A 26,075-nucleotide genomic window follows, 5' to 3' on the forward strand; every position below is an offset into this window, starting at 1 on the left:
CCGGAGACGGTCACCCGTCGTCGTTGATCGACTGGACCCGATGTGATGACCCCCGGTCGGGTGACAGACGCGTCCGGCGCACCGCGACCGTCGCCCGCACCGTCGTGTGACGGTTCACCGCACGGGCTCCGGCGAAGGAGGGTGTTCCCCGACCACCCCGAGACCCCACTGGAGAAGACGACCATGACCGCTGCGCCGACGGACTGCCCCGACCGGCTGGCCGAGGTGACGATCGACCCGATCCGCCTCGTCGCGCGGGTCGGTGCGGCCGTGCGCTGGCGCGACGTGCTCGCCGCCGCCGCGGAGTACGGCCTCACCCCGGTGGCCGGCGCGAGGCCGGACGCCTGCGTCGTCGAGGACACGCTGACCGGTGGCCTCAGCCCGGTGCTGGGCCGGCGCCACGGGTACGCGGCGGACCGGGTGCGCCTGGTCGAGATCGTGAGCCTCGACGGAGTGCGGCGGACCGTGAAGGTCGAGCACGAGCCCGAGCTGTTCCGGGCCCTGTGCCGCGGCGAGACGAACGCCGTCGTCACGGCGATGGTGGTCGACCTGTTCCCCTACCGCGATTTCCACGGCGGAGTCTTGCGGTTCACCGGCGAGATCCTGCCCGTGTGGCGCGAGTGGGCACCGTCCTTACCGGACGAATCGACCACTTCGGTCTTCCTGTGCCGGTTGCTCGACGGTGGCTTCGTGACGCACCTACGGTTCGCCCACCTGGGCGGTGACAAGGAGGCGGAACGCCTGCTCGCCCCGATGCGGGCGGCCGCACAGGTCACCCGGGACTCGATGGGGCGCAAACCGTTCACGGCCGTCGGGGACCTCCACGACGGCGTCCTCCGGCCGACCACTTCCGTTTCCCTGCGCGAACTGAGCGTGGAAACCGTCGACGACCTGGTCGGGCCCAGCTGCCCGGCCGACCTCGAACTGCACGCGCTCGGCGGCTCCTACGACCGTGCGCCCCGCGTGCCGGACGCCGTCCCGGGGCGTGGCGCGGCGTTCCGGCTGACCACCTACTGGTGACGGAGCCGGCCGCCCCCGACCGTGCCGCCGAGCAGGAATTCCGCCCGGAACCCCAGTAGGTGCGGTGGCGGAGGCTTCGGGGGCACCAAACGGAAAACGGGCCCTTCGGCGGGCGCGCCGGGATAGGCCGTGAGCTCGCCGCGAGCCGGCACCGCGCACTCGGCGACCCGCCCCTCGGCGGTCCCGACCAGCAGCCGCCCGGTCCCGGCCAAGGCCAGCGCCGAGCCCGTCGACGGGAGCCCAGCCACGACCAGGGGGTGCGTCCAGAGCACCCCGCCGGTCGTGGCGTCGAGGGCCACGAGCAGCCCGGAGCTCAGGCTGAGGTGGACGATCGCGGCGTCGGCTTCGATCGCCAGGACCTGGCCCCCGACCACGAACTGCCACCCGACCTCGCCGTCCGGCAGCCGACGCCGCGTCACGAGGGTGGCGGCGTGCCGGGCATCGGCCATGGGACCGTCGACGTCGAGCGCCGGCCCGATGCGCAACCAGGAGGCCGCGTAGATCAAGGCCCCGCCGTCGAGGTCCACGGCGGCCCCGATTTCCGCGAGGTCCGCGGTTTCTTCCGACGGAGCCAGGGGAAACAGGGGCCGCACGGTCGGCTCGTCGCGGTCCGGTTCCACCAGTGCGACCCAGCGGTCCTCGTCTTCACTGTCGGGCACTCCCGTGACGTACGACGCCGAGGCCCGCCGGACCGGCAACGCGGTCCAGCCCTGCGGCGGCTCCCGGCCGTCCGGAGTGGCGGAATCAAGCAGAGAACGGGACTCCGGACGAGCAACCGGCGGCGCACCGTCCACAGAGGACCACATTGTCATCGCCACGCCTTCCGACGAGGCCGCGATCCGGCCGTCGGCGAGGGCCTCGACGCTCCACACCGCACCGTGCTCACGCCACCCGGCGCTCAGGCCTTCGAGGTGCTCGCGCGCACGGGTTTCGTCGCGGGGATCGTCGCTTTCGCGACAGGGCCCGTCGAGCTCCTGCCAGGAAATATCGCCTTCGCCGACCGCGAGCCAGTCGTCGCGCTCGAGCATCGCGTCGTAGCCGACGGTGTGGGACTCGCGGCCGAGCTCCTCCTCGTGCACGGGAGCGACGGCGAGATCCAGCACCCGGCCCTCGCGCCACCGGCGCCAGCGCACGGAACGGATCTCCCGGGTGTCGGCGAGCGCCGACACCACGCGGCCGGAGCCGAAGTGCCACAGCAGCAGCTCTCCGTTGTAGAAAAAGCCGCCGCCGTAGCGTCCCGTCCCGATCGCGAGCACCGGCAGGCGCGGGTGGAAGTCCACGGCGTGCACCGGGAACCGGCTGCGCAAGAGCAGGCGGCAGGTCAGGTCTCGCCGGTCGTAAAGACCGACCACGTGCGGGGACAGCCGGGTGCGCCGGTCCCATTCCCGCCACCCCTGCCGGCCGGCGACGGCGACGAGGCCGTGGTGCTCGCTTTCCGTGACCGTGACCGGGCGGCCGGTCTCGGTGAACGGATCGGCGGCGAACACCCGCCGGACCGTCACCACCGCGTGCTCCCGCGGAGAATCAAACGGACGGCGGGAGCGCGTCGAGCCATGAGCGCGTGAGCTCGGCCCGGTCGGAGGTGCGCAGCAACGCCGCCGGACCACGCGCGGCCTCGTGGAAGATTGCGCGGGTGCCGCCGCTCGGCACGTCGAGCAGGAGCCACGACTGGTAGAAGCTCAGCCGATCACTCACGGCGGCCCAGCCGAACCGGCTCGGCACGACCAGCTCGCCCACGATCCCGTCGAGGGTGTGCGGCGCCGCCACGACGACGAACCGGCCGCCGACGATCAGCTCCTCGGCCACCTCGACCCGGTCCACCCCACGTTGCCACGTCGGCCACTCTGCCACCGAGACGAGCCGGGTGAACACCGCGTCGGCCGGTGCCGCCACGTGACGTTGATGGCTGACGAAGCTGTCGCAACGGTCCGGCCCCCAGCCGGGCGGCCAGTGGACATCCGGGTGTACTCCTGCGCTCATACCCCCGAGAGTGGACTTCGCGGACGGACACAGCACCCGTCACATGACTGGCTTGTCCGACCGGTCCCGATCGTCGTAGGTGGTGAGGGCGTCGCGCAGCGCGGCGCGGGAGGTGATGCCCAGCTTGGGGAAGATCTTGTACAGGTGATCACCCACGGTCCGGTGGGAGATGTACAGCTTCTGCCCGATCTGCTTGTTGGTCAGGCCGGCGCCGGCCAGCTCCGCGATCTCGCGCTCCTGCGGCGTGAGCGGCGCCTTGGCGTCCGGCGCCGACTGCCGCGTGAGCCCGGTCGCGCGCAGCTCGTTGGCGGCGCGGTCCCGCCACGGGACGGCGCCGAGCGCGGCCAGCGTGTCGTGCGCGATGGTCAGCTGTTCCCGGGCCGCGCTCGTGCTCCGCAGCCGGCGCAGCCGTTCCCCGTACGCGAGGCGCACGCGGGCCAGGTCGAACGGCCAGCGGTCGAGGGCCGGGCCGGACAGCGCCGCCTCGAACCGTTCCCGGGCGGTGTCGTCGTCCGCCGTCATCGCCGTCGCCGCCGCGGTGACCAGGCGCAGGCGGGGCGACAGCTTGCCCAGCCGGGCCTCGCGCAGTGCGGCCGCGTGCGCGTTCGCCTCGGCGCGGCGCCCGGTGAACAGGGCCGCTTCGACGAGCTCCGGCGCCACCCAGAGCGCGCCCGGCCGGTACCGCGCGAGCTCTCCTGCCGGGCTGACCTGCGACGCGTGGTGGTAGGCGTCGTCGTACGCGCCGGCGCCGATGTCGGACAACGCGCGGGCCTGCCACGCGAAGTACGTGATGCCGGCGGCCTGGTGCGCGATGGCCCACTGCGCCATGCCGTCGGTCAGCTGCCGCGCGGCCTCGACCTCGCCGCGGCCGGCGGCGACGAGCGCCTGCACCCAGTGGAAGTACCAGTGGAAGAAGCGGAGGCCGTGTTCGGTGCAGACGGCGAGGCCCTCGTCGGCGAACTCCCACGCCTCGTCCCAGCGGCCCGACTGGAAGCCGTCGATCCCCAGGTGCATGAGTGCCCCCAGGTGACGGCGGGCCGGTCCCTTGCCCGCGTGGCGCGACTGCGCGAGGTGCCGCTCCGCCTCGCGCAGCCGGGGCAGCCGGTCGGCGAACACGGCCGCGGTGCCGATGCGGATGAGCCGGGTCGGGTCCTCGTCACCGCCCACGGTGTCGATCACGGCGTCGAGCTCGGCGACGTCCTCGTCGGTCGCGCGCGCCGGGTCGGAGAACACGGTCGCGTTCACGCGCAGCACCGGTGGGGGCTCCGGCTCCAGCCGCCCGACCAGGCGGTGGAAGGTCTCCCACGCCGGCTGCGTGCCGACGTACCAGCTGATCAGGAGCAGGTTGAGCAACGCCTCGACCAGCACGGCGTCACCGGCGTCGAACCCGTGGTCGCCGGCCTCGATGGCACCGGCCAGCAGCCGGTGGGCGGTGGTGACGTCGCCGTCGGAGTTGATCAGCAAGTGCGCCGCCGCGGCGGCGCCGGGCAGCGAATGCGTCGGCAGGGAGCCGGACCGGCGGGCGTCGCCCAGCAACCGGCTGGCCGTGGCCAGCTCGCCACCGGCGTCGGCTCCGACGTACGCGGCCTCGGCGAGCCGGCGGCCGCGGTCGGCCGGGTCGGGGCTGAGCTCCGCGGCCCGGGTCAGCGCGGCGACCGCGCCCAGTGCGTCGCCCTGGCGCAGCAGGGCCTGCGCCGTCTCGTCCAGCTGCGCGGCGATGTCGGCGTCGACCCCGACGGACGACTCGGCCAGGTGCCGCACGCGGCGTTCGGGCGTCGCGACGACCCCGGCCAGCGCGCGGTGGGCCCAGCGCCGTTCGCGTTCCGCGGACGCTTCGACCACCGCGGCGCCGATCAGCGGGTGCCGGAAGCCCAGCCGGGTGCCGCTCAGCTGCACGAGCCGGGCCGCTTCGGCCGGGGCCAGGTCGTCGAGGTCGCACGTCTCGCCGCCCGCGGTGCGCAGCCGGGCCACCTCGACGCTGCCCCCGAGCGCCCCCAGCAACATCATCAGCCGGCAGCGCTCGGGCAGGCCCCGCACCCGCGAGGTGAACAGCACCTGCAGCCGGTCCGACAACGGCAGGACCTCGGGCAACGTCGTGAAGTCCGTGCGCTGGTCCCCGTCGAGCGCGGACGGCAGCTCCAGCAGCGCGAGCGGGTTGCCCGCAGCTTCGGCGAGCAGCCGGTGCCGCACGGCGGGCGCCAGCTCGGGGAAGTGCCGGTCCACGAGCGTGCGGGCCGCCCGCGCGGGCAGCGGCGGCAGCACGGCCTCGGCCAGCCCGCTGTCCTGGAAGAACCCGCGGTCGGCCGAGCGGCAGGCGGCAAGGAAGACGATCGGGCTGCCGACCAGGCGACGGGCGACGAAGCCGAGCACCTCGGCGCTGGCGCGGTCCACCCAGTGGAGGTCGTCGATCACGATCAGCAGCGGGGTTTCGGCCGCGACGGACCGCAGCCACAGCAGCGCGGCGTTCGACACCACGAGCCGGTCGGGTGCCGGCCCGACCTCGAAACCGAGCGCGCACCGCAGCGCCGTGCGGTGGGTGTCGGTGAGGGCGGCCATCTCCTCGCCGAGCGGGAAGAGCAGCTGGTTGAGCGCGGAGTAGCCGACCTCGGCCTCGAACTGCGCGCCCGCCGCCCGCACGACCCGCGTGCCACGCCCGGCCTCCCCGGCGGCGAACTCGTCGAGCACCGCGCTCTTGCCGACCCCGGCCTCCCCCACCACGAGCAGGGCACCACCGCGCACGCCGGCGCCTTCGAAGAAGGAGCGGATCGAGGCGATCTCATCGTCACGGCCGATCAGCGGCACGGCTCGGCCCTCCCGAACTCCTGCAGCCGACGCAGCCGGCACAGCCGACGCGGCCGCCGGGTGCCGAAGCCACCGGTGCCGTCAGTGCTCTCGCAGGGGCCTGCGCCGCCCGGAGCCACGACTGGCCGGCCGAAGCGGACGAGCCCGCGAACCGTGCGGCGGCCCGAGCCGCCGTGCGCGTGTCCGATGCCGTGGGTCCGCACTCGTTCCTTCTTCAGGTCCGCCGTAATCGCCGTCGGGTCGATGAAATATTCACGACAAGCCGGATCGACGGTGTAGCGGCAGGGACAACGACGGATCCGGGCAGTTCGTACTTGTCGTCGCGATCAGTGTTCGGAACCGCGCTTCGACAAAAGTCATCTTAATGTACTACCTGACCTCCGACGAAACCGGGTTCGCCGAAGATCCCGTGGCGCCAAGGAAATTCGACCTCGGTCAAACCATCCGAGACTTCCCTCTCGGCGTCCTCGGCTACCAGTCCATCCCACTCCGGAGGCGGCCGATCACCGGCAGAGATTCACCGAGGAATAAGCTGCTGGTAACCACGGTTACGGAGAGGTCCGCCGCGACACCTTCGGCGGAAGACGTGTTCGACATGAACGCCTTTCGGTTGATACTCATTCTCCGTTGACACATGATGGACTGGATCGCGAGAGGGGACTACGGATGATCGGCTCATTTTCTGTCGGGATCGGTTCATGGACGGAGTGAGCAGACTCATCCGGCTGGCGCATCTCGAGGGCCGCCTCGACGTGCGGTGCCTGATGGCCGGACAGTTCACTTTGGACCACGAGGCCGCCCCGCCGGGTGAGGTGCAGTTCCACCTTGTCCTGCAAGGACGCTGCACTGTGACCACCGGCACGTCCACAGTCGACCTGGGTCCGGGCGACTACTTCCTGCTCCCCCACGGCGACGCCCACACGGTGACCGCGGCCTCGGGCCGCCGGCGCCGGTTCGAGGAGGAGCCGGGAGCGACGTTCACCACACGCAAGTCCCTCGGCGCCGAGCACGAGCTCGACCTGTTCTGCGGCCACTACCGCTTCGACTCGGCCGCGGGCGCGCTGCTGTTCCGCTTGCTGCCCTCGCTGGTGCACGTCACCATGGACCGCCCGGCGCTCGCGCTGGCCGACGTCCTGCGCGGCGAAGCCGACTCCGACGGACCCGGCACGGGCGCCATCGTGTGTTCGCTGTGCGACGCGCTGCTCGCCATGTCGCTGCGCAGCCGCCCCGACCAGCGACTCGACACGCCCGCCCTGTGGACCGCCATGGGCGACGACGTGCTGGGCCGGGTGATCGCCCAGGTCGTGGAACGCCCCGGCGAGTCGTGGACCATCGACCGCATGGCGTCGGAGGCGCGGATGTCGCGCGCCACGTTCCTGCGCCGCTTCACCGCCCGCACCGGCATCACGGTCGCGACGTTGCTGACCTCGATCCGGATGATGGTGGCCGCCGACCTGCTGACGCGCTCGGACCTCTCGGTGGCGCGCGTGGCGAGCGAGGTCGGATACCGCTCGGAATCGGCTTTCGCGCAGGCGTTCCGGGCCACTGTGGGCACGCCGCCTGCCCGTTTCCGCAAGCACGCGGTGTCGAGCCAGTGCACGCAGCGGTAGTCTGTCGTCGCACCTATTGACGGTAAAGATTCATGACCAGTTGAAAAATCCCGGTGCGGACGCACCGCCCCGGCGCCACGGCGGTGCGCGTCCAGGGCAGCGCGGAGCTGACCCACCGGAGAAGAACCAGAACCAGGAGCAGACGATGTCCGTCGTCGAGATGACCACCTTCACGGTGGCCGAGGAGAACACCCGGGCGATGCTGGCCGCGCGCCCGGCGATGGTGGAGGCGTTCCGGGCCGACCGGCGTGGGTTCCTCTCCGCGCGGCTGGTGCGGGTGGCCGAGAACACGTGGCTGGACTTCGTCGAGTGGTCCGACGACGCCGCGTGGGACGAGTCGAAGGCCAAGGGCGCGAACCTGCCGGCGATCGGCACGTTCTTCGCCACGATCGACACGCTGGTCGGCGCCGAACGCGGCGTGCGCTACGACGACGCCCAGGAGACCCCCGCCGTCGAGCGCCGCGTGCGCACCGTGGCCTACGGGCCCGAGCCGTCGCAGGTCGGTGAGCTGTACCTGCCGGAGGGCCAGGGACCGTTCCCGGTCGTGGTCGTCGTCCACGGCGGCTACTGGACCGCCATGTGGGACCGCCGCCAGATCACCGACGTCGTCGACGACTTCCTCGGCCGCGGATACGCGGTGTGGAACATCGAGTACCGCCGCATCGGCGAGCCGGGCGGCGGCTGGCCCGGCACGTTCCTCGACATCGCCGCGGCCGTGGACGCGGTCGACGGGATGGACCCCGCGCTCGACCCGAGCCGGGTCGTCATCGTCGGGCACTCGGCCGGCGGGCACCTCACCACCTGGGCCGCCCACCGCGGCGCCCTGCCCGCCGAAGCCCCGGGCGCGAACCCGAAGGTCACTCCGCTCGGCATCGTCTCCCTCGCCGGCGCCCTCGACCTCAAGACGGGCGACGCCACCGGGTTCGGCACGGTGCTCGCCGACCCCGACGCCGAACCGCCGAAGGACGCGCCCGAGGCCGCGCGTCCGGAGGCCTGGCCGCTCGTCGCCGCGCAGGTCGGGGACGGCATCGTCACGCTCCTGGTCGGCGCGCACTACGCGGAGAACCCCGAGCGTTACTCCTGGACCTCCCCGCTCGAGCTGGCCAACCCGGGCGTGCCGGTGCTGGCCGTGCACGGCACCGCGGACGAGGCCGTGCCCGCCGACTGGAGCCACCGTTACGCGGAGAAGACCAACGCGGCAGGAGGCAGCGCCCGCTACGTCGAGGTCGAGGGCGCGACCCACTTCGATGTGGTGCAGCCGACCCACCCCGTGTGGCCGACGGTCACCGCGTGGGTCGACGAGACGTTCACCAAGAACCAGTGACCGGCCGGGTGTCGTGCCACCGATCGGCGGCACGACACCCGTCGCTCATTCCGCCGTGCGCCATCGGCCGCGCGTCAGCTCGGCGTAGTCGGTGAACTCCGGGAGCGCGCCCAGCTGCCGCAGCAACGCGAAGTCGTCGGCGAAGTACCAGTGCTCGGCGACGAGCCCGTCCTCGAACCGCCAGATCGCCATCTCGGTGATGTCGATGCGGTTCCCCGTCGCGGGAAAACCGTAGAGCTCACCGGTGTGGGTGGCGGTGAGCGACCACACCGCCCACACCCGATCCCCCTTGGCGACGATGTCCTCGATGACGTCGTACCGGTCGGGCAGGGAATCCTTGCGGTAGCCGCCCATGCCGAGGCCGGACAGCTCCGCCAAGGAAGCCATGCCGACGCGGTTGACCGTCGCGCCGGGCTTGAGGAACTGTGCGCGTTCTTCGAGCGGGACCGAACGGAACTTCAGGACGAGGTCGATGTTGCGGCGTTCCTCTTCCGTGTACTCGACATCCTGGTAGTCGCCGCCGACGAGGCTCGTCACGAGGCTGCGGGTGTGCATACGGTGGTCCTTTCGAGGTCGGTCAGGCCCTGACCAGTTCGGCTTCGATCACGATGTCCACGAGGTTCGACACCACCGCGCCGCCACCGGCGAGCAGGCCGTCGAACTTCAGCCCGAACTCGCGCCGGTCGAGCGACGTCCGGGCCGAGAACCCGGCGCGCGTGGCGCCGCGGTGGTCGACGACTCCGCCGGTGCGCACGGCGAGCTCGATCGGCCGGGTGACCCCGCGGATCGTCAAGCTGCCCGGCAACGTCCAGTCGCCGGCGGAAAACCCGTCGCACGACGCGGTGAACTCCATTTCGGGAAACTGTGCGGTGTCCAGGAAATCCGCCGAGCGGATCAGCTCGTCCCGTTTCGGATGGCCCGAAGACGCGCTCCCGGTCGCGACGCGGACGCGCACGGACGCGCCCGACGGAGTCACCTCGACCTCGCCGTCGAGCACGTCGAACCGGCCGGTCACGCGCGCGATCGTCATGTGCACCACGGAGAACGCGACGAGGCTGTGCGCCGCGTCCACCGTCCAGGTGCCGGCCAGCGTCTCCAGTGGCCGGCGGGTCGTTTCGTCCACAGTGGTCACGACGCCACCCCCACCGGCACGGCTCCCGAGGCGTTCGCGAACCGCGGCATCACGAGGTCGATGAAGCGCTGCAGCGAGCGGTTGCCGAGCGCGGGATCCATCTGGCCGTACAGGAAAACCAGCGCCAGGTGGCCGATTCCGCGCTCGGCGTGTGCCTCGATCTCGCGGGCGACGGTGTCGGCGCTGCCGACGATCATCGCCTTGCGCAGGAACGCGTCCCGGTCGCTGGCCGCGACGCCGACCACGCTGTTCTGGAACTTCGCCGCACCGGCCGCGCCCTGGAAGGCCTTGGCGGTCGACGCGTCGAGGTAGTCCAGCGCCGGCGTCACCTCGCGTAGCGCGGACTCGTCGGTTTCGCCGATGTAGACCATCTTCTGCACGAGCGACCAGTCGCGAGCGTCCTGAATGGTCTGTTCGTCGTGACCGGACCGGTCGAGGGCGTCGTGGTAGAGCGCCCACTTGCGCACAGTCTCGTCGAGCTCGTCACGCGCGGTCTGCAGCGCCCAGCCGCGGCCGGCCGCGTCGAGGATGCCCTGGTCGGACAGCGCGGCGCGCGCGAACCGGATCGACGGGCGGAAGCCGCCGGGCATGATGCGCCGGGTGAGCAGCCCGCTCGAGTGCGTGGTGGTGAAGTCGATCTCCACGCCGTCTTCGTCCCGCTTGTCCAGCGCCTGGAACGCGACCTCGAGCACCTCGTCCATCAGCGCCGCTCGGTTGGCGGTGTCGCGGCCGAGACCCTGGTACTCCCGCGGCGAACCGCCCGTGCCGACGCCGATGGTGCAGCGCCCGCGCGTGAGCAGGTCGAGCGTCGTGCACGCTTCGGCGAAGTTGAGCGGGTTCCACAGCGCCGGGACCGCGACCGAGATGATCGTGTGCAGGTTCTCCAGCTGCGGCGCGAGGTAGGCGCCGAAGGTGAACGGGTTGCCGTAGGTGTTGTAGCCGGTGAAGTGGTGCTCGGTGAGGCAGACGCCCGCGAAACCGCTGCGGTCCGCGATGAGCGCCTGCTCGGTCACGGCTTCGACGACCTCGAGGTCGTGCGCGCCGTCCGGCGACTGGGCGTTGAGGTAGATCGAGAACTTCATGTCTCCCCTAGGGTTTCCGGAGGTTTTCCGAGTTTTCGTGAAGCCGCTGGATCAGCTCGCCGCGTCGCCGCGGATGTGGGCGGCGACGTCCGCGCGCAGGTGCACGAAGCGCGGGTCCGAGCGGGTGGTGATCTGGTCGCGCGGCGCGGGCAGGTCCACCGTCACCTGCTCGGCGACCGTCGCGGGCGGCCGGCTCAGCACGATCACCCGGTCGGACAGGTACACGCTCTCGTCGATGTCGTGGGTGACCACCAGGATCGTCATGCCGAACCGGTCGCGCACCGACAGCGTGAGGTCCTCGAGGTCGGCGCGGGTCTGGGCATCGACGCTCGCGAACGGCTCGTCCATCAGCAGGATCCGCGGCCGGCACGCCAGGGCGCGGGCGATGGCCACGCGCTGCTGCATGCCGCCCGAGAGCTGCCACGGGTACTTGCGCCGCGCGTCGCCCAGCCCGACCGCAGCCAGCGACTCGGCGGTGCGTTCCCGCCGTTCGGCCGCGGGCACGCCGGCGGCGCGCAACGGGAACTCGACGTTGCGGCCCACCCGCATCCACGGGAACAGCGAGCGGCTGTAGTCCTGGAACACCATCGACAGCCCGTCCGGCACGCCGTCCACCGGCTTACCGAGCACACACACCTCGCCGTGGCCGGGCCGCAGCAGCCCGGCGAGGCAGCGCAGCAACGTCGACTTCCCCGTGCCGGACGGGCCGACGATCGTGAGCACCTCGCCGTCAGCCGCGGTGAAAGACACGTCGTGCAGCACCGGCTGTGGCAGCCCGGGGTAGCTGTGGCCGAGGTCCGTGACCCGCAGCGCGGGCTCGGCCGGCGCGTCCGGCCCGCCGGCGACCGGGCGGGCCGCGGCGTGGACCGGGTTCTGCATGGAGGTCATCACCAACTCCTGTCGAGTTCTTCGGGGATCAGTCGTGCCGGGCACGGCTGTGGCGGTGCCAGCGCAGCGCGCGGCGTTCGAGTGCGGTGAACACGGTGTTGAAGACGTAGCCGAGCACGCCGAGCGCGACCATCGCCGCCCACATGCCGGCGAACTCGAAATGGCGCTGGGAGTCGACGAGGAAGAAGCCGAGCCCGCTGGTCGCGACGACCCACTCCGACAGCACCATCAGCACCAGCGCCAAGGCGAGCCCGACGCGCATGCCCGCCAGGATCGCCGGGGTCGCGTAACAGAGATCGACCTGTACGAGCCGGCGACGCGGTCCCAGGCGCAACGTGCGGGCCGTGTCCCGCGCGACGGGGTCGATCGCGCCGGTCGCCTGCATCGCGTTGAGCAGCACGGGCCACGTGCAGCCGAACGCGATCACCAGCACCCGCATCACGTCGTTGGCACCGAAGACGATCAGGAACACCGGGAGGATGGCCGGCGTCGGCAGCGCGCGGAGGAACTGCGCCGCCGGGTCCACCATGCGCCGCACGGTGGGGAACGCGCCCGCCGACACCCCGATCGCCGCGCCGAGCAGCGAGCCGCCCAGCCAGCCGATCAGCATCCGCACGAGGCTCGGCGCCACGTCCGTCCACAAGGGAGCCGACGTCCACAGGTGGCTCGCCGGGCCGTCGAACCACAGCGTCCGCATGCGGTCCAGAATCTGCAGCGGCGTCGGGAAGTACGGGTTGGCCGCGGCCTCGGTGGCGCGCTGCCAGACCCAGCACAGCACGGCCAGCAGGCCGAACCGCAGCACGAACCGGCCCGCGACCACCGCCGCGGTCCGCAGTGGACGCACGGAGACCGGCGCCGGTGAGATCACGGCACTCATCGCGGTTCTCCTTCGCTCCACGGCAGAAACCGTCGTTCCAGGGCCCGGGCGGCCCAGTTCACGACCAGCCCCAGCAACCCCGCCGCGCACACGGCGGCGAACGCGTAGTCGGTGTGGCTGCCGCCCTGGGTCGCGGCGAGCAGGTAGGCCCCCACGCCGCTGTCGGTGCCGATGAGCAGCTCCGCCGCCACGGCGATCACGAGCGCGAGCCCGATCGACACCCGGACCCCGGCCGCGATCACCGGCGCGGCCGAAGGCAGCACGATCTCGGCCAGCCGGCGCGGCAGCCGCGCGCCGTAGAGGCGGGCCGTCTGCAACGCGACGCCGTCGACGTCTCGGACGCCGTGGATCGTGTTGAGCAGCACCGGCCACACCGTGGCGCTCACGATCGTGATCACCACCGACGCGCGGCCCGTGCCGGTCACCAGGACCAGCAGCGGCACGATCGCCACCGCGGGCACCGGCCGCAGCAGGTCCACGACGATCCGCGTCGCGGTGTGCGCGGCCGGGACGAGCCCGAGGACCAGGCCCACGACCAGGCCGACCGGGACCGCGATCACCAGCCCGAGCACCGCCGAACCCGCGGTGGCGCCGAGGTCGGCCAAGAACGGCGCGTTGGTGAGCAGCTCCCCCAGCCTCGCGAGGATCACGCTCGCGGGCGGCAGGTACTGCGTGCTCACCAGGCCCGAACGGGAGACCACCTCCTCGGCCGCGGCGAGCAGGACCAGGCCGGAGAGCCCGAGCACGAAAGTGGACAGTGCGGGGCGGTGCCCCCGGCGCGCGGCGGCGCGCCGGGGCAGGACGTCGAGCGACATGGGGCGGGGGTCCTTTCCTGCGTCAGCGGTCCGCGGCCATCACGTCGGCCGGCAGCGCCGTGCTCGTGAGCATCCCGGCCTGCTGCATGAGCTCCGCCAGCTTCTGCAGCGGCGCCGTGTCGGTCACGTTCGTGGCGAACCCGGGCAGCTTCATGCCGGCGGCCAGCGACGGGTCGACGCGGGTGAACGTCGGCACGGCCTTGCGCAACGCGTCGGGATCGGCGTTGAGCGCGGCGTTCTCGGCCGCCAGGGCCTTGCGGAACGACGCGATCACGTCCGGGTGCTGCTGGGCGTAGCTCGTGGTGGTCACGTAGACGCCGACGAGGGTGTCGGTGAGCGGACCGGTGAACTGGTCGGAGACGCTGCGAGTGCTCACCGTCTTGCGGATCGTCGAGAGGAACGGCTCCGGCGCGCAGACGGTGTCGACGATCCCGCGCTGCAACGCGCTGCCCTCGTCCGGGAGCGCGACCGGCACCAGCTTCACCGACTTCGGGTCCAGCCCCGCCGCCCGCAGCTGCGCGGGGATGGTGAGGGCGCAGCTCGAGGTCGTGCCGGGGATGGCGACGCTGTGGCCGGGCAGGTCCCGCACCGAACGGATCGGCGAGTCGGCCTTGGCGAGCACCTCGAGCTGGCCCGGCCGGCCGAGGTCGCTGAGCCCCACGACCGTGACGGCGAGCTTCTTCTGCACGGCGAGCAGGTAGTCGGCCGCGTTGTCCCAGACGATCGGGTACGCGTTGCCGAGCAGGCCCACCAGCGGCGAGTCGGAGCTCGTGTGGTTGTGCGCCTGCACCGTGACGCCGGCCTTGGCGAACTCGCCGTTGCGGGCGCCGAGGTAGACCGCCGACGACGAAGTGGTCGCGGGAGCGTCGACCACCACCGCCGCCCCGCCCGTGGCCGGGCCGGAGCCCGAACCCGAGCCGGGTGCGGCCGTCGTGTCCGTGGTCGAGCACGCCGAGGTGACCGCCAGCGCCGCGACGCCGACGAGCGCCGCCGCGATCCGTTTCCGTGACTTGCCAGAGTTGCCGGTGTTGTCCGCCATGCCGATTCCGCCTTCCGCAGTACCGCGCTGCTGTGAAAGGCATGGAAGACCGCGGGTGTGAGGTGGACAACTCCCTTGTGCAAGTTTCCACATCCGGTTGCCGCGGCAGGGCCTCCGGCGGCGCCATGGAACCATGACTTCTTCGACTCCGCCCTCGCCGGGTGCGGCATTGGGTTCGGCCCGGTCGATGTCCGCCCCCGTCCACCTCGCCGGTTACGGCGTGGACGCCGACCGGTTCCGCGGCCTGGCCGCCTCGCTCCCGACCTCGGTCAGCGTCATCACCACGACCGCCGAGGACGGCTCACCGATCGGCATGACGTCGGGCACGGTGTGCAGCCTGTCGTGCGAACCGCCGCTGCTGCTGGTGTGCCTCGGCAAGGCTTCGCGGACGCTGCAGGCGATCCGCGACCGCGGGCGCTTCGGCGTGAACGTGCTGGACAGCAACGGTTCCGAGATTTCCGCGCACTTCGCGAGCCGTGTGGAGGACAAGTTCGCCACCACGGGCTGGCGCCGGGGCCGGCACGGCTCGCCGGTCCTGGCGGACGCCGTGGTGGCGTTCCTGGAGTGCGAGCTCTACCAGGTGGTCGACGGCGGGGACCACGCCATCGTCGTCGGGCTCATCATGGACGGGGAACACACGGACGCGTCGCCGTTGGTGTATTTCCGCCGCAGTTATTCGGGTTTCGGGGAATCGGGCGCGTGAGGTCAGCGGCCGGCCTTGCGCCGCAACCGTTCCTCGTCGTGCACCACGAGCTCACGCGACTCCAGCGTCACCACGCGCAGGCGCGCCATGTCCTTCAGCGCCTTGTTCACGCTCTCCCGCGAGGCGCCGACGTAGTGCGCCCACTGCTCCTGCGTGAGGTCGTGCCGCACACGGATGCCGTCGGGGCCGCGCACTCCGATGCGGTCGGCCAGCTCCACCATCCCGGCCGCCACGCGCCCGCTGATGTCGGGGTTGAGCAGCGAGCCCACGGTCTCGTTGATCCGCCGCACCTGCGCCGAGAGGAACCGCACCACGGCGGCCCCGATCCGCGGGTCGCTCAGCACCCACTCTCGCAACCGGGCCGCCGGCAGGGCGATCACGTCGGCGTCGCTGATCGCCACGGCGTCGGACACGCGGGCGTTGCCCTCGAAGACGCTGGTGATGCCGAACGGGTCCCCGGGCAGGAACAACGTCATCAGCCGCTCGCGGCCGGTGGGGGTCGTCCGTCCCATCGCGACCTTCCCGGCCACGACGAGGTAGCCGAACGCCGCGTGTTCCCCGGTGTGGAAGATGACCTCACCGCGCGGGCAGTGCCGCGCCGTCCCGCTTTCGAGCAGGCCGGCCACCAGATCCGCCGGCATCCCCGCGAAGAACGGGCTCACGACCGCGCCACCCGCCGCGGAGCGGAAACGCTCCGCGGGCGGAAGGGCGCCGGGCAGGTTCATCCCAGCAGTGTAAGCACGTTCCGCGGCAATTCAGGCGTTCCGCGTCGCGGCGAACAGGCGCACCCGCAGCGGCTCGTGGCCAGGCGCTCGGCGAGGTAGCGGTCGTCGAAGCCCGCCCGGCCCGCGAACAGGGCGGACAGGGCGGACAGGGCGGACAGGCCCTGCCAGTACTCCGGCGGTGCTCACCCTCCGCCGGTGGTGCCGGAGTTTTCTTGATCATCACGCGGCGGGCAGGACCCCGCCATACGCGAACGGATCGAATCCGAGCCGAACCGGATCACCCCGGCACCACTGTCCGAAGGGGACGTCTGACGACCGCCGGCTCAGTGCGTCCGGACCGGCGGCGTGCCGAGGACCTCGTTGAAGGCCTCCGACGACGAGGGGTGTGTGTAGACGGAGTCGCGCAGCTCGGTCGCGGTCACGTCGTGGCGCATCGCGAGCGTGACGAGGTTGATCAGCTCCTGCGAGTCGACGCCCAGCAGCGTCGCGCCCAGGATCAGGTCGGTTTCGCGGTCCACCACGAACTTCATCAACCCCCGCGTTTCGCCGACGATCTTGGACCGCGGCATGGCGGCGATGTCGGCGATGGCCTTCTCCACGACCTTCACCGGCAGCCCGCGGGCCACGGCCTCGCGCTCGGTGAGGCCCGCGCGCGAGAGCGCCGGGCTCATGAACACCGTGTACGGGATGAACTTCCGGTCCCGGGTGGACCGCTTGCCGCCGCCGAGGAGCTGGTCGGCCACGATGCGGTAGTCGTCGAGTGAGATGTAGGTGAACTGCGGGCCGCCGTTGACGTCGCCGATCGCGAAGATGTGCGGCTGACTGGTGCGCAGGTGCTCGTCGACCTCGACGGCACCGGTCTCAGTGGTGCGCACGCCGGCACGGTCCAGGCCCAGGCCCTCGGTCGCGGGCGTGCGGCCGGTCGCGGCCAGCACCTCGTCGGCCGCGAGCGTGTGCGTCTGACCGTCGATCTCGTAGGTGATCTCCACGCCGTTGTCGATGTCGCGGACGCCGGTCACGTGGGCGTCGGAGACGAACTCGACCCCGGCCCCGCGCAGGATGGCGGTGGCCGCCGCGGCGATGTCCTCGTCCTCGCGCGGCATGATCCGCGGCGCGGCGTCGAGTACCGTGACCGCGCTGCCGAACTGGGCGTATGTCGAGGCGAACTCCACGCCGACGTACCCGCCGCCGAGGATGGCCAGGTGCTTCGGCAGGTGGTCGAGGTCGATCAGGTCGGTGCTGGTCAGCAGCCGGGTGCTCTCGCGCAGGCCCGGGATGGCCGGGACCGTCGGCACGGCGCCGGTGTTGATCACGATCGTCTCCGCCGTGACGCGCAGGACGTCCTCCCCCGCCGCGACCCGCACGGTCTTGGGGTCGAGGAACGTCGCCTTGCCGGTGATCACGGTGACAGTGTCGATCGTGTCGAGCATGGCGAAGTTCTTCCCGCGCATGGCCGCGGTGAGCGCGCGCGTGGCCTCGACCGCCTGGCGGTGGCGCTCGGGCGGGGTGCCGGCACCGGGGTGCTCGGCGTGGTGGACGAGCGACTTGGTGGGCACGCAGCCGATGTTGATGCAGGTCCCGCCGTACATCGCCGCGGACTGCTCGATCATCGCGACTCGCTTGCCGAGCTTCCCCAGAGCCGCGGCCAGCGTCTTGCCGCCCTTGCCGAAGCCGATGACCACCAGGTCGAAGTGCATGTCGTCCATACGGTCCAGCATTCGCCCCCGAAAGAGGCTCGACTACGCATGAAAAGATCAATTTTCGCCGAGATCGGATCAACCTGGCCCGGCTCCGGGCGAGCGTCCAGCGGCGCGCCGCCCGGAGCCGGGTCAGGTCGAACGTTTATGATCGGCCATCCCGCGGCGGTGTTCGGCGGCCGCGCGGCCGAAGGAGGCGGTGAGTGGTTACCCGGGCGGAGCGGAACGCGACGAATCCGGACCTCGGGGTGCTGTCAGCGAGGCTCCTGTTCGCCGTTCAACGCGAACTCTTCGCGAAGCTCGTCGCCCAAGGTTTCGACGATCTGCACCCCCGGCACGGGGTGGTACTGGCCTACCTCGATCCGGGTGGTCTCCGCGCGACCGAGCTGGCGCGGCTCTCCGGCCAGGCGAAACAGGCGATCGGCCTGCTCGTGGACGAACTGGAGGCACTGGGCTACGTGTACCGCCGGCCCGACCCCGGCGACCGCCGGGCCAAGCTCGTCTGCCCGACCGAACGCGGCCTCGACCAGATGCGCACGGCCGACCGCATCATGGCGAGCATGCAGGACCGCCACGCCCGCCGCGTGGGCCGCGAGTCCTACGCCGAGTTCAAGCGCGTGTTCATGGACGTCGCGGTGCACCAGCGGCGCACCGTCTCCTCGGACTGACCCGCTCACCCCGGCACCGGCGACGCCCGCCAAGGTCGGCAGCGGCACCGCCGGTAACCGGTTGGTGTCCGGGCACGCGGGCACAGTGCTTCTCACGCGACCCCCGCCCGGTTCAGCCCGTCGGTGACCCGGACCGAGAACGACTCGCCGAGCGGCTCCGCGGTGAACCCGAGGGCCGCGAGCACCGTCAGCAGGGCTCCGGCCATGGTCTTCTCGACGGCCGTCACGCGTTCGTCGATCGGCTCGAACGCGGCGGCGTCGGGCGCCCAGCTCACCAGCACCCCGCCGCCGTGGTCGGGCGGGCACTCCGGACCTCCACGCCGCCGGCCGGACCCCGCCGTGGATGGTGAAACCCGCCAGCTCCAGCTCACGGCACACCCGGCGCCCCAGCGGTGAGTCGATCGTCTCCGGCATCGTCACCGTCACCTCGTCGAAGGCCGGCCCGCACAGCTTGCAGGTCCGCGGCCGCCACAACCGGGCCGCCCACAGGAGTACCGCGGCCAGCGCGGCGCCGCCCAGCGGGGCGAGCATGTAGACCCAGAAAGAACGGAAGTCCGAACCCAGCACGAACGGGCCGAAGTCCCGCGCGGGATTGAAACTCCCGCCGGACGTCGTGCCGGTCACCACGATCAGCACGGTGATCACCGCGCCGATCACCCACGGCGTCTCACGCGGCCGCGGCTTCGACACCAGCCACGACAGCACCAGCAGCAGCAGCAGCACGACGGTGCTCACCGCTTCGCCCAGCACCGCACCCGCTGTGCCCACACCCGGGCCCGGCTGGATCAGGCCGTCGGAGATGTCCCGCATCCGCCGGCCCCAGCACACCCGGGCCACGAGCACGCCGGCCACCGACCCGAGCAGCTGCGCCACCGTGTACGCGATCGTGTCCCGGGCGGACAGCACCCCGCGCAAAGCCATGAACAAGCTCACCGCCGGGTTGAGGTGCGCACCCGACCGCTTGCCGGGCGGCGTCACGGCGAAGACCGCGACCGTGCCACCGACCACGACACCGACGACGAGCAGCCGCAGCTCCACCGGCCAGCTCCGCAGCGGAGCGGCCGGGGCCATCGTGAACCCGACCACGGTCAGGGCGGCGAAGACCAGCAGCGCTGTCCCGGCCGCGTCGGCCAGCCACGCGGCCGGCGGCCACTCGCCGGTCTGTCCGACGGTCTTCCGCTCGTCGGCCGCGCGGTCGGCGCTCCGGGCCAGGGTCACGGCTCGCGGGCCGTGGTCACGCCGATCATCGCGTCCCGGGTCACCAGCTCGGCCAGATCCTCTTCACTCCACCCCTCCGTGCCCTCCGGCCGCATCGGAAGCACGAGATAACGCATGTTCGCCGTGCTGTCATGCACCCGGATCGCGACCTCGTCAGGAACCTCGGTACCGAACTCCGCCAACAACGCCCGCGGCTCCCGCACCGCACGAGCACGATACGGACGACTCTTGTACCAATCCGGCGGCAAACCCAGCACCGGACGCGGATAACACGAACACAACGTGCACACCACCAGATTGTGCGTATCCGGCGTCTGCTCCAAAACGATCAGCTTCGTACCGTCATAGTTGTCGATCCCGAACTCCACGATCGCAGCCGTACCATCAGCCAGCAACCGCTCCTTGAACCCCGGATCAGACCACGCCCGCGCCACCAAAGCAGCACCACGAGACGGCTCATGCGCATCCAGCGTCTCGATCATGGCACGGACCTCACCCGCCCCGATCAAACCCTTCTCGACCATCAACTCACGAACCGCCATCTGCAGCACATCAAAATAATCCGGCTCCCCCGCAGCCGCCTCGATCGGCGCATGCGGATCCTCATGCTCGTGCGCGCCTTCATGCGTATGTGCGGCCACGGTCACTCCTGTTCGTTCACGGCGTTCGGGACAGGCTCCAGCCAATGCTCGTAGATCTCGATCTCGACCACATCGGACGGACGGCCCTCAGTCCTCCGTCAGCCGCTCGCGGATCTCGGTCATCTTCTTCCCCAGCTCTTCACTGGTGATGATCTTCTTCTCGATCAGGACCTTCGACGCCGAAACCGCCCACCGCTCGTAGTAGGTGAGCTTGCCGATGATCTCCGACCCGAGATCCTCCACACCACGGCGTTTTTCCTCGGTGTTCACCAATTTGTGCCTGTCGAGCACGTTCAGCAGCGCGTGGCAGCTCTTTTCGAACGGCGTCATGTCGTGCTCGGAGCGGACGAGCCGCCCTTCCGGCAACCCGCCGAGATCGTGGGGCGGCCGGATGACCAGCCTGCGTTTCTCCAGCACCTGATGCTCCTCTCCGGCGTGCTCCGTTTCCGGTCTCCGCACACGGGATGGTCGTCAATAGTCGTGACTGTACAACAGCTTCACCGGCATTCGTACCGGCCCGCACCAGCGTCGGCGCGTGATCCGACGGCGACAGAAACTGACTCGATCACGCGTGGTTTCCCCGGCCGGTTCCGGGCACAATCGTGCGGTTGTGGAAGAAAATACTGTGGCGGATGCCCCGATCGTTCTGCTGAACGGCTTCTACCACGGCTCGTGGGCGTGGTCGGAAGTGATCACCGAGCTCGCCGCGCGAGGACGCGCGGCCGTCGCGGTGGACCTGGCCGCGCACGGACTGCACGCCGTGGCACCCGAGTCGGCCACGCGCCGGCCCTTCGACGCCGGCGCGTTCGCCACCGAACCGTCGCCGGTCTTCGGGATCGGCCTGGACGCGGCGGCCGACCTTCTGATCGGCCGGCTCAAGGCGATCGGCGGCGGGCGGCGGCTTCCCGCGGTCGCCCACAGCATGGGCGGCGCGGTGCTGACCAGGGCGGCGGAACGCGAACCCGGACTCTTCGCGCACCTCTACTACCTCGCCGCGTACATGCCGGCCTCCGACACGCCGTGCCTGGTGTACCCGTCGCTGCCGGAAGGGCAGAGCAACCGCTTCATGACACTGCTGGTCGGCGACCCCGAAAGCACCGGCGCACTGCGGATCGACCCCGGCAATCCGGACCCCGAGGTACAAAAGGCCATCCGCGAGGCGTTCTACGGCGACGTCGAAGAACCGAAAGCGGCAGCCGCGATCGCGATGCTCAGCTGCGACGCACCCGTGGCGATGGTGGTGGAAAGCACGACGCTCACCGGATCGGGCTGGGGTTCGGTTCCCCGCACGTACATCCGGTGCACACAGGACCGCACTATTCCCGCCGAGCTGCAGACGCTTTTCGTCAGCCAGGCCGATGCGGCATTCCCCGGAAACCGGACCAGCGTTTTCGATCTCACCACGTCGCATTCGGCCTTCCTGTCCGCTCCCGACCAGGTCGCGGACGTCCTCACCGATTCCCCGAAAGGCTGACGTGATCATCGTCGAGACCGCGGGCGGCAAAGTCCGGGGCACGAACGGCGCTTTCCGCGGAATTCCGTACGCGACCGCGCAGCGATTCCGGCCACCGGCGCCCGCACCCGGATGGACAGGCGTGCACGCGGCGCTTCAGGCCGCTCCCGCGGCGGTGCAGCCGACCTCGCGCCTCGACCCGGTGATCGGGCCGATGACGCTGCCGCAGTCGGAAGACTGCTTGTCGCTCAACGTTTTCACGCCGTCGGTCGCCGGATCGCGGCCCGTGCTCGTGTGGTTCCACGGCGGCGGGTTCCTCACCGGCTCCGGCGGCCAGGACTGGTACGACGGCACCCGGCTCGCGGACGACGCCGACGCCGTGGTCGTCACGGTTAACTACCGGCTGGGCGTGTTCGGGTTCCTCGCTTTCGACGGGGTCGCCCCGCCGAACCTCGGCGTCGCCGACCAGCTCACGGCGCTGGAATGGGTGCGGGACAACATCTCCGCGTTCGGCGGGGACCCCGCGCGCGTCACGGTCGGCGGCCAGTCGGCGGGCGGGCAGTCGGCGCTCGCGCTGTGGTCCGCGCCGGCGGCCGCCGGTCTGGTGCACCGGGTCGCACTGCAGAGCGCGCCCGTGAGCCTCGTCCCGCAAACCCGCGACGAAGCCGCGGGCTGGGCGGAGAAGTTCTTCGACGCCGTCGGGTCGAGCGATCCGCGGGAACTCGCGACGATGCCCGCGGCCCGGTTGCTCGACGGGTTCGCGACGTTCTCCGAACGCACGCGAGGGCAGGTCTCGACGCCCTTTCAGCTCGTGGCCGACCAGCACCTCGTCGCCGGCGACCTGATCACCGCCGTGAAGCCGGGTCCCGCCCTGATCAGCTGGACCCGCGAGGAGGTCCGCGCCTACAACCCCGGCGCCGACGCGGACGCGGTCGAGCAGGGTACTTCCGCGCTGTTCAGCGGAGAACTCCCGCGGCTGGCCGAGCGGTTCGGCCCCGGCGCGACGCTGCTGCGCTTCGACTGGGCCGCGCCGGGCAACCCGTACGGCGCCTGCCACTGCATCGACCTCCCGTTCCTCTTCGGCACGCACGCGGCGTTCAAGGGAGCCGGGATGCTCGAGGGTGCGCCGGACGGGGTCGCCGACCTCACCGACCTCCGTCGCGTCTGGGAGCGGTTCCTCCACAGCGAACGGCCGGCGGTCGCGAGCTCGTTCCTCACCGCCGTGTGAGGAACCGTCGATCGGCGCCTTGACACCGTTCGTAATGGAAATTTACCATTGCCGGGCTGCCGGCCGGGAACCTCCGACCGGCGCCCGCCTCACCTCGAGGCGCCACTGAAAACTGCCGGACAGCCGCCACTGTGGCAGGAGACGAGCCGCTCCCCGCGAGCGTGCTCCTGATCCCACCGAGGAGCGGAATGTCAGGCACAGTCACCCAGCCGAGACCGGCTCGCACGCGCTGGCGGATCACGGCCGCGGCCGTCGTCGCCACCGCGAGCGCCGGAGCCTACCTCGCCGCGCCCGCGCCGGCCGCGCACGCGGCCACCACCGCGGGCGTGTGCCTCACCACCGCCGACCGCTCGAACCTGTTGAAACAGCAGGGAAACGTGTCGTTCGGCTCCGGCGGCAGCGGGCCGGTGATCACGGTGAACCCCAACACCACCTACCAGTCGATGGTGGGCTTCGGCGCGTCGTTCACGGACTCGGCCGCGTGGAACATCAGCAACTCGCCGCGGCGTGACGAGATCATGAACTCGCTGTTCAACACGACCAGCGGGATCGGGTTGAGTTTCCTGCGCCAGCCCATCGGCGCGTCGGACTTCTCGCACAGCAACTTCTACACCTACGACACGGCGCGGCGGACCCGGCTCTCACGCGGTTTTCCGTGGCGCACGACAACTCCTACATCCTGCCGCTGGTCAAGCAGGCCAAGAGCCTGAACCCGAAGCTGTCGGTCATGGCCACGCCGTGGAGCGGGTCGGCGTGGATGAAGGACAACAACAACCTCATCGGCGGCTCGCTGCGCAGCGACCAGAACGGGGTTTTCGCCGACTACCTGGTGAAGTTCACGCAGGCCTACGGGGCGGCGGGGGTGCCGATCGACTACCTGAGCGTGCAGAACGAGCCGCGGTTCTCCGCGCCCGGCTACCCCAGCATGTACATGGAGCCCGCCCAGCAGGCGAACATCATCAACACCCTGGCGCCGAAGCTGCGCGCGGCGGGCCTGCCGGCGAAGATCCTGGGCTACGACCACAACTGGGACGTCACGGACTTCGCCGAACAGGTGAACAACCAGGCCGGCAGCAACGTGGCCGGCTCGGCGTGGCACTGCTACGGCGGTGACCCGTCGGCCCAGTCCAAGGTGTTCAACGACCAGCACAAGGACATCTTCTTCACCGAGTGCTCCGGCCACGACTCCGACAACGTCGCGAACACCTTCGCCGACACGCTGCGGTGGCAGGGCATGAACCTCACGATCGGCGCCCCGCGCAACTACGCGCGCACCGTCGCGCTGTGGAACATGGCGCTGGACAACAACCACGGCCCGGTCATCGGCAGCTGCGGCAACTGCAACGGCGTCGCGACCGTCACCGGCAGCAACGTCTCCTACAACGCCGAGTACTACGTGCTGGGGCACCTGAGCAAGTTCGTGCAGCCCGGTGCCGTGCGGATCGACTCGACCGGCTACGGCGAGGGCGGTGTCGAAAACGTCGCGTTCCGCAACCCGGACGGCACGATCGTGCTCGTCGCGCTCAACACCGGCGGCACGCAGAACTTCCAGGTCTCCTTCGGCGGCCAGTCCTTCGGCTACCAGCTGCCCGGCGGCTCGATGGCCACGTTCACCTGGCCCGGCAGCGGCGGCGGCACCACCACTCCCCCACCCACCGGCCGCACCGGCCCGATCTCCGGCCTCGGCGGGAAGTGCCTCGACGTCACGGGCGGCTCGACCGTCAACGGCAACCAGCCGCAGCTGTGGGACTGCACGTCGGGCCCGAACCAGCAGTGGACGCTCTCCAGTGACGGCACCGTCCGCGGCCTGGGCAAGTGCCTCGACGTCAGCGGCAACGGCACCGCCGACGGCACGGCGGTCCAGCTCTGGGACTGCTTCGGCGCGCCCAACCAGAAGTGGTCGACCGGCGCGAACGGCTCGCTGGTCAACGCGGGCAGCGGCAAGTGCCTGGACGTGAGGGACGGTTCGACGGCCAACGGCACCAAGCTGCAGATCTGGACCTGCTCGGGCGGCCCCAACCAGCGCTGGTCCGTCCCGGCGTAACAGTCCACACCGGACGTATTTCCCTCCGCCACGCCCGTGACCGCACTTCTCCGGTCACGGGCGTTCTGCTGTGTTCGCCGTGGTGACGCGCGTCACTCGAATCCCGTGCAACCGCAGGGCCGGTCCATGGCCTTTGTGGAGTGAGGGCTGCTGACCGGCGGTCCGATCGAGGAGCAGCGCAGTGGGTCACCGGGACTGGGAGGCGGACTACACCGCATTCGTGCACAGTCGTGCCTCGGCGCTGCGGACCACCGCGTATGTGCTCAGCGGCGAATGGCACCGCGCCGACGACCTGGTGCAGACCACCCTCGTCAAGCTCTACGTGATCTGGCCGCGCCTGGTGCGCCAGGGTGGCCTCGACGCCTACGCGCGCACCGTGCTCGTGCGCACATTCGTGCGGGAGAACCGGCGCAAGTGGCGCCAGCTGGAACTGACCTCCTCCGCCCCGCCCGACACCACCGCTCTGCCCGAAACCGACCACGCCGGCCGGCTCGCCGTGCGCGCGGCGCTGGCGCAGGTGCCGCCGCGGCAGCGGGCCGTGCTCGTGCTGCGCTTCTGGAACGACCTCAGCGTCGGCGAGACGGCCACCGCCCTCGGGTGCAGCGAGGGCACCGTGAAAAGCCAGACCGCCCGCGGCCTCGCCACGCTCAAACGCGCGCTCGGCCCGCCGGGTTTCCGCGACCCGTTCCCCGAGGAGAGCGAGCGATGAACGAAGAACAGGCACGCGTCCTCATCCACCTGGCCGGCCCCGACAGCCGGACCCCCACCGACCTCGACGCCACCCTCTCTTCGGCGCTGCGCCGGGGCCGCCGCCACCGCGCCCTCCGCCGCGGCCTGGCTAGCTCCGGCAGCGCACTGGCCACCGCGGCCCTCGTGCTCGTCCCCCTGCTCCTGCGCGCCCAGCCCCCTGAGCACCTGGGCCCCGCCGCGCCACCCCCGCCCCCCGCCACCTCCACCACGACCCCCACCGTCACGTACACCACCCACACCCCGCCCCCACCGGGCACGACCCCCGCCATGGTGACCTCCCACTCCCCCGCGAGCCCCGGCTTCTCGCCGACCAGCCACCGCCTGCCACCGACCACCACGTCGTGACCGCCGAACCAGCCCAACAGCGCCGACCACGCGC

Annotated in this window: 26 protein-coding genes and 1 pseudogene; 12 read left to right on the forward strand and 15 right to left on the reverse strand. The window is 71.2% G+C overall.

All coding sequences use genetic code 11. From position 1 onward, the window contains the following. The first annotated feature begins 183 nt into the window (after nucleotides 1–183). Nucleotides 184–1,020, forward strand: coding sequence for an FAD-binding oxidoreductase (locus tag QRX50_RS38525; protein WP_285967991.1), 837 nt, complete (start codon nucleotides 184–186; stop codon nucleotides 1,018–1,020). Here the strand turns inward: QRX50_RS38525 and QRX50_RS38530 are convergent. Genes QRX50_RS38530 through QRX50_RS38540 form a run of 3 tightly spaced genes read right to left on the reverse strand, consistent with a single transcriptional unit; the run spans nucleotide 1,011 to nucleotide 5,802 of the window. Continuing rightward, nucleotides 1,011–2,525 (reverse strand): hypothetical protein, encoded by a 1,515-nt coding sequence (locus tag QRX50_RS38530; RefSeq protein WP_285967992.1) that lies wholly within the window; start codon nucleotides 2,523–2,525, stop codon nucleotides 1,011–1,013. The genes QRX50_RS38525 and QRX50_RS38530 overlap by 10 nt on opposite strands. 19 nt (nucleotides 2,526–2,544) lie before the next feature. Next, nucleotides 2,545–3,000, reverse strand: a complete 456-nt coding sequence (locus tag QRX50_RS38535) for an SRPBCC family protein (protein WP_285967993.1) — start codon at nucleotides 2,998–3,000, stop codon at nucleotides 2,545–2,547. A gap of 39 nt (nucleotides 3,001–3,039) precedes the next feature. Beyond that, nucleotides 3,040–5,802, reverse strand: a complete 2,763-nt coding sequence (locus tag QRX50_RS38540; RefSeq protein ID WP_285967994.1) for a helix-turn-helix transcriptional regulator — start codon at nucleotides 5,800–5,802, stop codon at nucleotides 3,040–3,042. Nucleotides 5,803–6,166: 364 nt separating this feature from the next. Between QRX50_RS38540 and QRX50_RS38545 the strand changes: the two genes are divergently transcribed. The 3 genes from QRX50_RS38545 to QRX50_RS38555 all read left to right on the forward strand — a co-directional run bounded on the left by QRX50_RS38545 (nucleotide 6,167) and on the right by QRX50_RS38555 (nucleotide 8,736). Beyond that, nucleotides 6,167–6,433 (forward strand): hypothetical protein, encoded by a 267-nt coding sequence (locus QRX50_RS38545; RefSeq protein WP_285967995.1) that lies wholly within the window; start codon nucleotides 6,167–6,169, stop codon nucleotides 6,431–6,433. A 76-nt stretch (nucleotides 6,434–6,509) separates the two neighbouring features. Further along, on the forward strand, nucleotides 6,510–7,412 hold the full coding sequence (locus tag QRX50_RS38550) for a cupin domain-containing protein (RefSeq protein ID WP_285967996.1): 903 nt from the start codon (nucleotides 6,510–6,512) through the stop codon (nucleotides 7,410–7,412). Between the two features lie 145 nt (nucleotides 7,413–7,557). Further along, on the forward strand, nucleotides 7,558–8,736 hold the full coding sequence (locus QRX50_RS38555) for an alpha/beta hydrolase family protein (RefSeq protein ID WP_285967997.1): 1,179 nt from the start codon (nucleotides 7,558–7,560) through the stop codon (nucleotides 8,734–8,736). A 45-nt stretch (nucleotides 8,737–8,781) separates the two neighbouring features. On the opposite strand, the gene QRX50_RS38560 is transcribed toward QRX50_RS38555, so the two are convergent. From QRX50_RS38560 to QRX50_RS38590, 7 genes are read right to left on the reverse strand one after another with little or no spacing between them, the layout of a single operon-like run. Next, the gene (locus tag QRX50_RS38560) at nucleotides 8,782–9,291 is read right to left on the reverse strand and encodes an ester cyclase (RefSeq protein WP_285967998.1); all 510 of its coding nucleotides are present in this window, start codon (nucleotides 9,289–9,291) and stop codon (nucleotides 8,782–8,784) included. A gap of 22 nt (nucleotides 9,292–9,313) precedes the next feature. Further along, the gene (locus QRX50_RS38565) at nucleotides 9,314–9,868 is read right to left on the reverse strand and encodes a YceI family protein (protein WP_285967999.1); all 555 of its coding nucleotides are present in this window, start codon (nucleotides 9,866–9,868) and stop codon (nucleotides 9,314–9,316) included. Further along, on the reverse strand, nucleotides 9,865–10,950 hold the full coding sequence (locus tag QRX50_RS38570; protein ID WP_285968000.1) for an LLM class flavin-dependent oxidoreductase: 1,086 nt from the start codon (nucleotides 10,948–10,950) through the stop codon (nucleotides 9,865–9,867). Before QRX50_RS38570 ends, QRX50_RS38565 begins: the two co-directional genes overlap by 4 nt. 51 nt (nucleotides 10,951–11,001) lie before the next feature. Further along, nucleotides 11,002–11,838 carry an ABC transporter ATP-binding protein gene (locus tag QRX50_RS38575; protein WP_353074044.1) on the reverse strand — a complete coding sequence of 279 codons (837 nt, stop codon included), beginning with the start codon at nucleotides 11,836–11,838 and terminating at the stop codon, nucleotides 11,002–11,004. Between the two features lie 28 nt (nucleotides 11,839–11,866). Next, nucleotides 11,867–12,715 carry an ABC transporter permease gene (locus QRX50_RS38580; protein ID WP_285968001.1) on the reverse strand — a complete coding sequence of 283 codons (849 nt, stop codon included), beginning with the start codon at nucleotides 12,713–12,715 and terminating at the stop codon, nucleotides 11,867–11,869. Beyond that, entirely contained in the window at nucleotides 12,712–13,530 is an 819-nt protein-coding gene (locus QRX50_RS38585; protein WP_285968002.1) for an ABC transporter permease, read from the reverse strand. The genes QRX50_RS38580 and QRX50_RS38585 overlap by 4 nt, the downstream gene beginning before the upstream one ends. A 22-nt stretch (nucleotides 13,531–13,552) precedes the next feature. Continuing rightward, entirely contained in the window at nucleotides 13,553–14,569 is a 1,017-nt protein-coding gene (locus QRX50_RS38590) for an ABC transporter substrate-binding protein (protein ID WP_285968003.1), read from the reverse strand. Between the two features lie 133 nt (nucleotides 14,570–14,702). Between QRX50_RS38590 and QRX50_RS38595 the strand changes: the two genes are divergently transcribed. After that, on the forward strand, nucleotides 14,703–15,272 hold the full coding sequence (locus QRX50_RS38595; protein WP_285968004.1) for a flavin reductase family protein: 570 nt from the start codon (nucleotides 14,703–14,705) through the stop codon (nucleotides 15,270–15,272). A 2-nt stretch (nucleotides 15,273–15,274) separates the two neighbouring features. Here the strand turns inward: QRX50_RS38595 and QRX50_RS38600 are convergent, their stop codons facing one another. Together QRX50_RS38600 and QRX50_RS38605 are read right to left on the reverse strand one after the other, a co-directional pair. Beyond that, a complete protein-coding gene (locus QRX50_RS38600) occupies nucleotides 15,275–15,997 on the reverse strand; it encodes a Crp/Fnr family transcriptional regulator (protein ID WP_285968005.1) in 723 nt (240 codons plus the stop codon). Between the two features lie 323 nt (nucleotides 15,998–16,320). After that, the gene (locus QRX50_RS38605) at nucleotides 16,321–17,703 is read right to left on the reverse strand and encodes an FAD-dependent oxidoreductase (RefSeq protein WP_285968006.1); all 1,383 of its coding nucleotides are present in this window, start codon (nucleotides 17,701–17,703) and stop codon (nucleotides 16,321–16,323) included. 332 nt (nucleotides 17,704–18,035) lie between these two features. Between QRX50_RS38605 and QRX50_RS38610 the strand changes: the two genes are divergently transcribed. Beyond that, nucleotides 18,036–18,362 carry a MarR family winged helix-turn-helix transcriptional regulator gene (locus QRX50_RS38610; protein WP_285974674.1) on the forward strand — a complete coding sequence of 109 codons (327 nt, stop codon included), beginning with the start codon at nucleotides 18,036–18,038 and terminating at the stop codon, nucleotides 18,360–18,362. Nucleotides 18,363–18,914: 552 nt separating this feature from the next. On the opposite strand, the pseudogene QRX50_RS38615 reads toward QRX50_RS38610, so the two are convergent. From QRX50_RS38615 to QRX50_RS38625, 3 genes and pseudogenes are all read right to left on the reverse strand, one after another. After that, nucleotides 18,915–19,580: pseudogene (locus QRX50_RS38615) on the reverse strand (aquaporin); the annotation flags it as partial. Next, entirely contained in the window at nucleotides 19,577–20,221 is a 645-nt protein-coding gene (gene nthA, locus QRX50_RS38620; RefSeq protein ID WP_285968007.1) for a nitrile hydratase subunit alpha, read from the reverse strand. The pseudogene QRX50_RS38615 and the gene nthA, both read right to left, overlap by 4 nt. Before the next feature lie 87 nt (nucleotides 20,222–20,308). Further along, nucleotides 20,309–20,638 carry an SH3-like domain-containing protein gene (locus QRX50_RS38625; protein ID WP_285968008.1) on the reverse strand — a complete coding sequence of 110 codons (330 nt, stop codon included), beginning with the start codon at nucleotides 20,636–20,638 and terminating at the stop codon, nucleotides 20,309–20,311. A gap of 208 nt (nucleotides 20,639–20,846) precedes the next feature. On the opposite strand from QRX50_RS38625, the gene QRX50_RS38630 reads away from it, so the two are divergent. From QRX50_RS38630 to QRX50_RS38655, 6 genes are all read left to right on the forward strand, one after another. Next, nucleotides 20,847–21,695 carry an alpha/beta fold hydrolase gene (locus QRX50_RS38630; RefSeq protein WP_285968009.1) on the forward strand — a complete coding sequence of 283 codons (849 nt, stop codon included), beginning with the start codon at nucleotides 20,847–20,849 and terminating at the stop codon, nucleotides 21,693–21,695. A 1-nt stretch (nucleotide 21,696) separates the two neighbouring features. Beyond that, a complete protein-coding gene (locus QRX50_RS38635) occupies nucleotides 21,697–22,902 on the forward strand; it encodes a carboxylesterase family protein (protein WP_285968010.1) in 1,206 nt (401 codons plus the stop codon). A gap of 188 nt (nucleotides 22,903–23,090) precedes the next feature. Beyond that, complete coding sequence (locus QRX50_RS38640; protein ID WP_285968011.1) at nucleotides 23,091–23,612, forward strand: glycoside hydrolase; 522 nt, start codon at nucleotides 23,091–23,093, stop codon at nucleotides 23,610–23,612. Then, nucleotides 23,558–24,946, forward strand: a complete 1,389-nt coding sequence (locus QRX50_RS38645; protein ID WP_285968012.1) for a ricin-type beta-trefoil lectin domain protein — start codon at nucleotides 23,558–23,560, stop codon at nucleotides 24,944–24,946. The genes QRX50_RS38640 and QRX50_RS38645 overlap by 55 nt, the downstream gene beginning before the upstream one ends. Before the next feature lie 181 nt (nucleotides 24,947–25,127). Next, complete coding sequence (locus tag QRX50_RS38650) at nucleotides 25,128–25,655, forward strand: SigE family RNA polymerase sigma factor (RefSeq protein WP_285968013.1); 528 nt, start codon at nucleotides 25,128–25,130, stop codon at nucleotides 25,653–25,655. Continuing rightward, nucleotides 25,652–26,041, forward strand: a complete 390-nt coding sequence (locus QRX50_RS38655; protein WP_285968014.1) for a hypothetical protein — start codon at nucleotides 25,652–25,654, stop codon at nucleotides 26,039–26,041. The genes QRX50_RS38650 and QRX50_RS38655 overlap by 4 nt, the downstream gene beginning before the upstream one ends. Nucleotides 26,042–26,075: the final 34 nt, after the last annotated feature.

It is taken from the genome of Amycolatopsis sp. 2-15 (assembly GCF_030285625.1).
In the GTDB taxonomy this organism is placed as follows: Bacteria; Actinomycetota; Actinomycetes; order Mycobacteriales; family Pseudonocardiaceae; genus Amycolatopsis; species Amycolatopsis carbonis.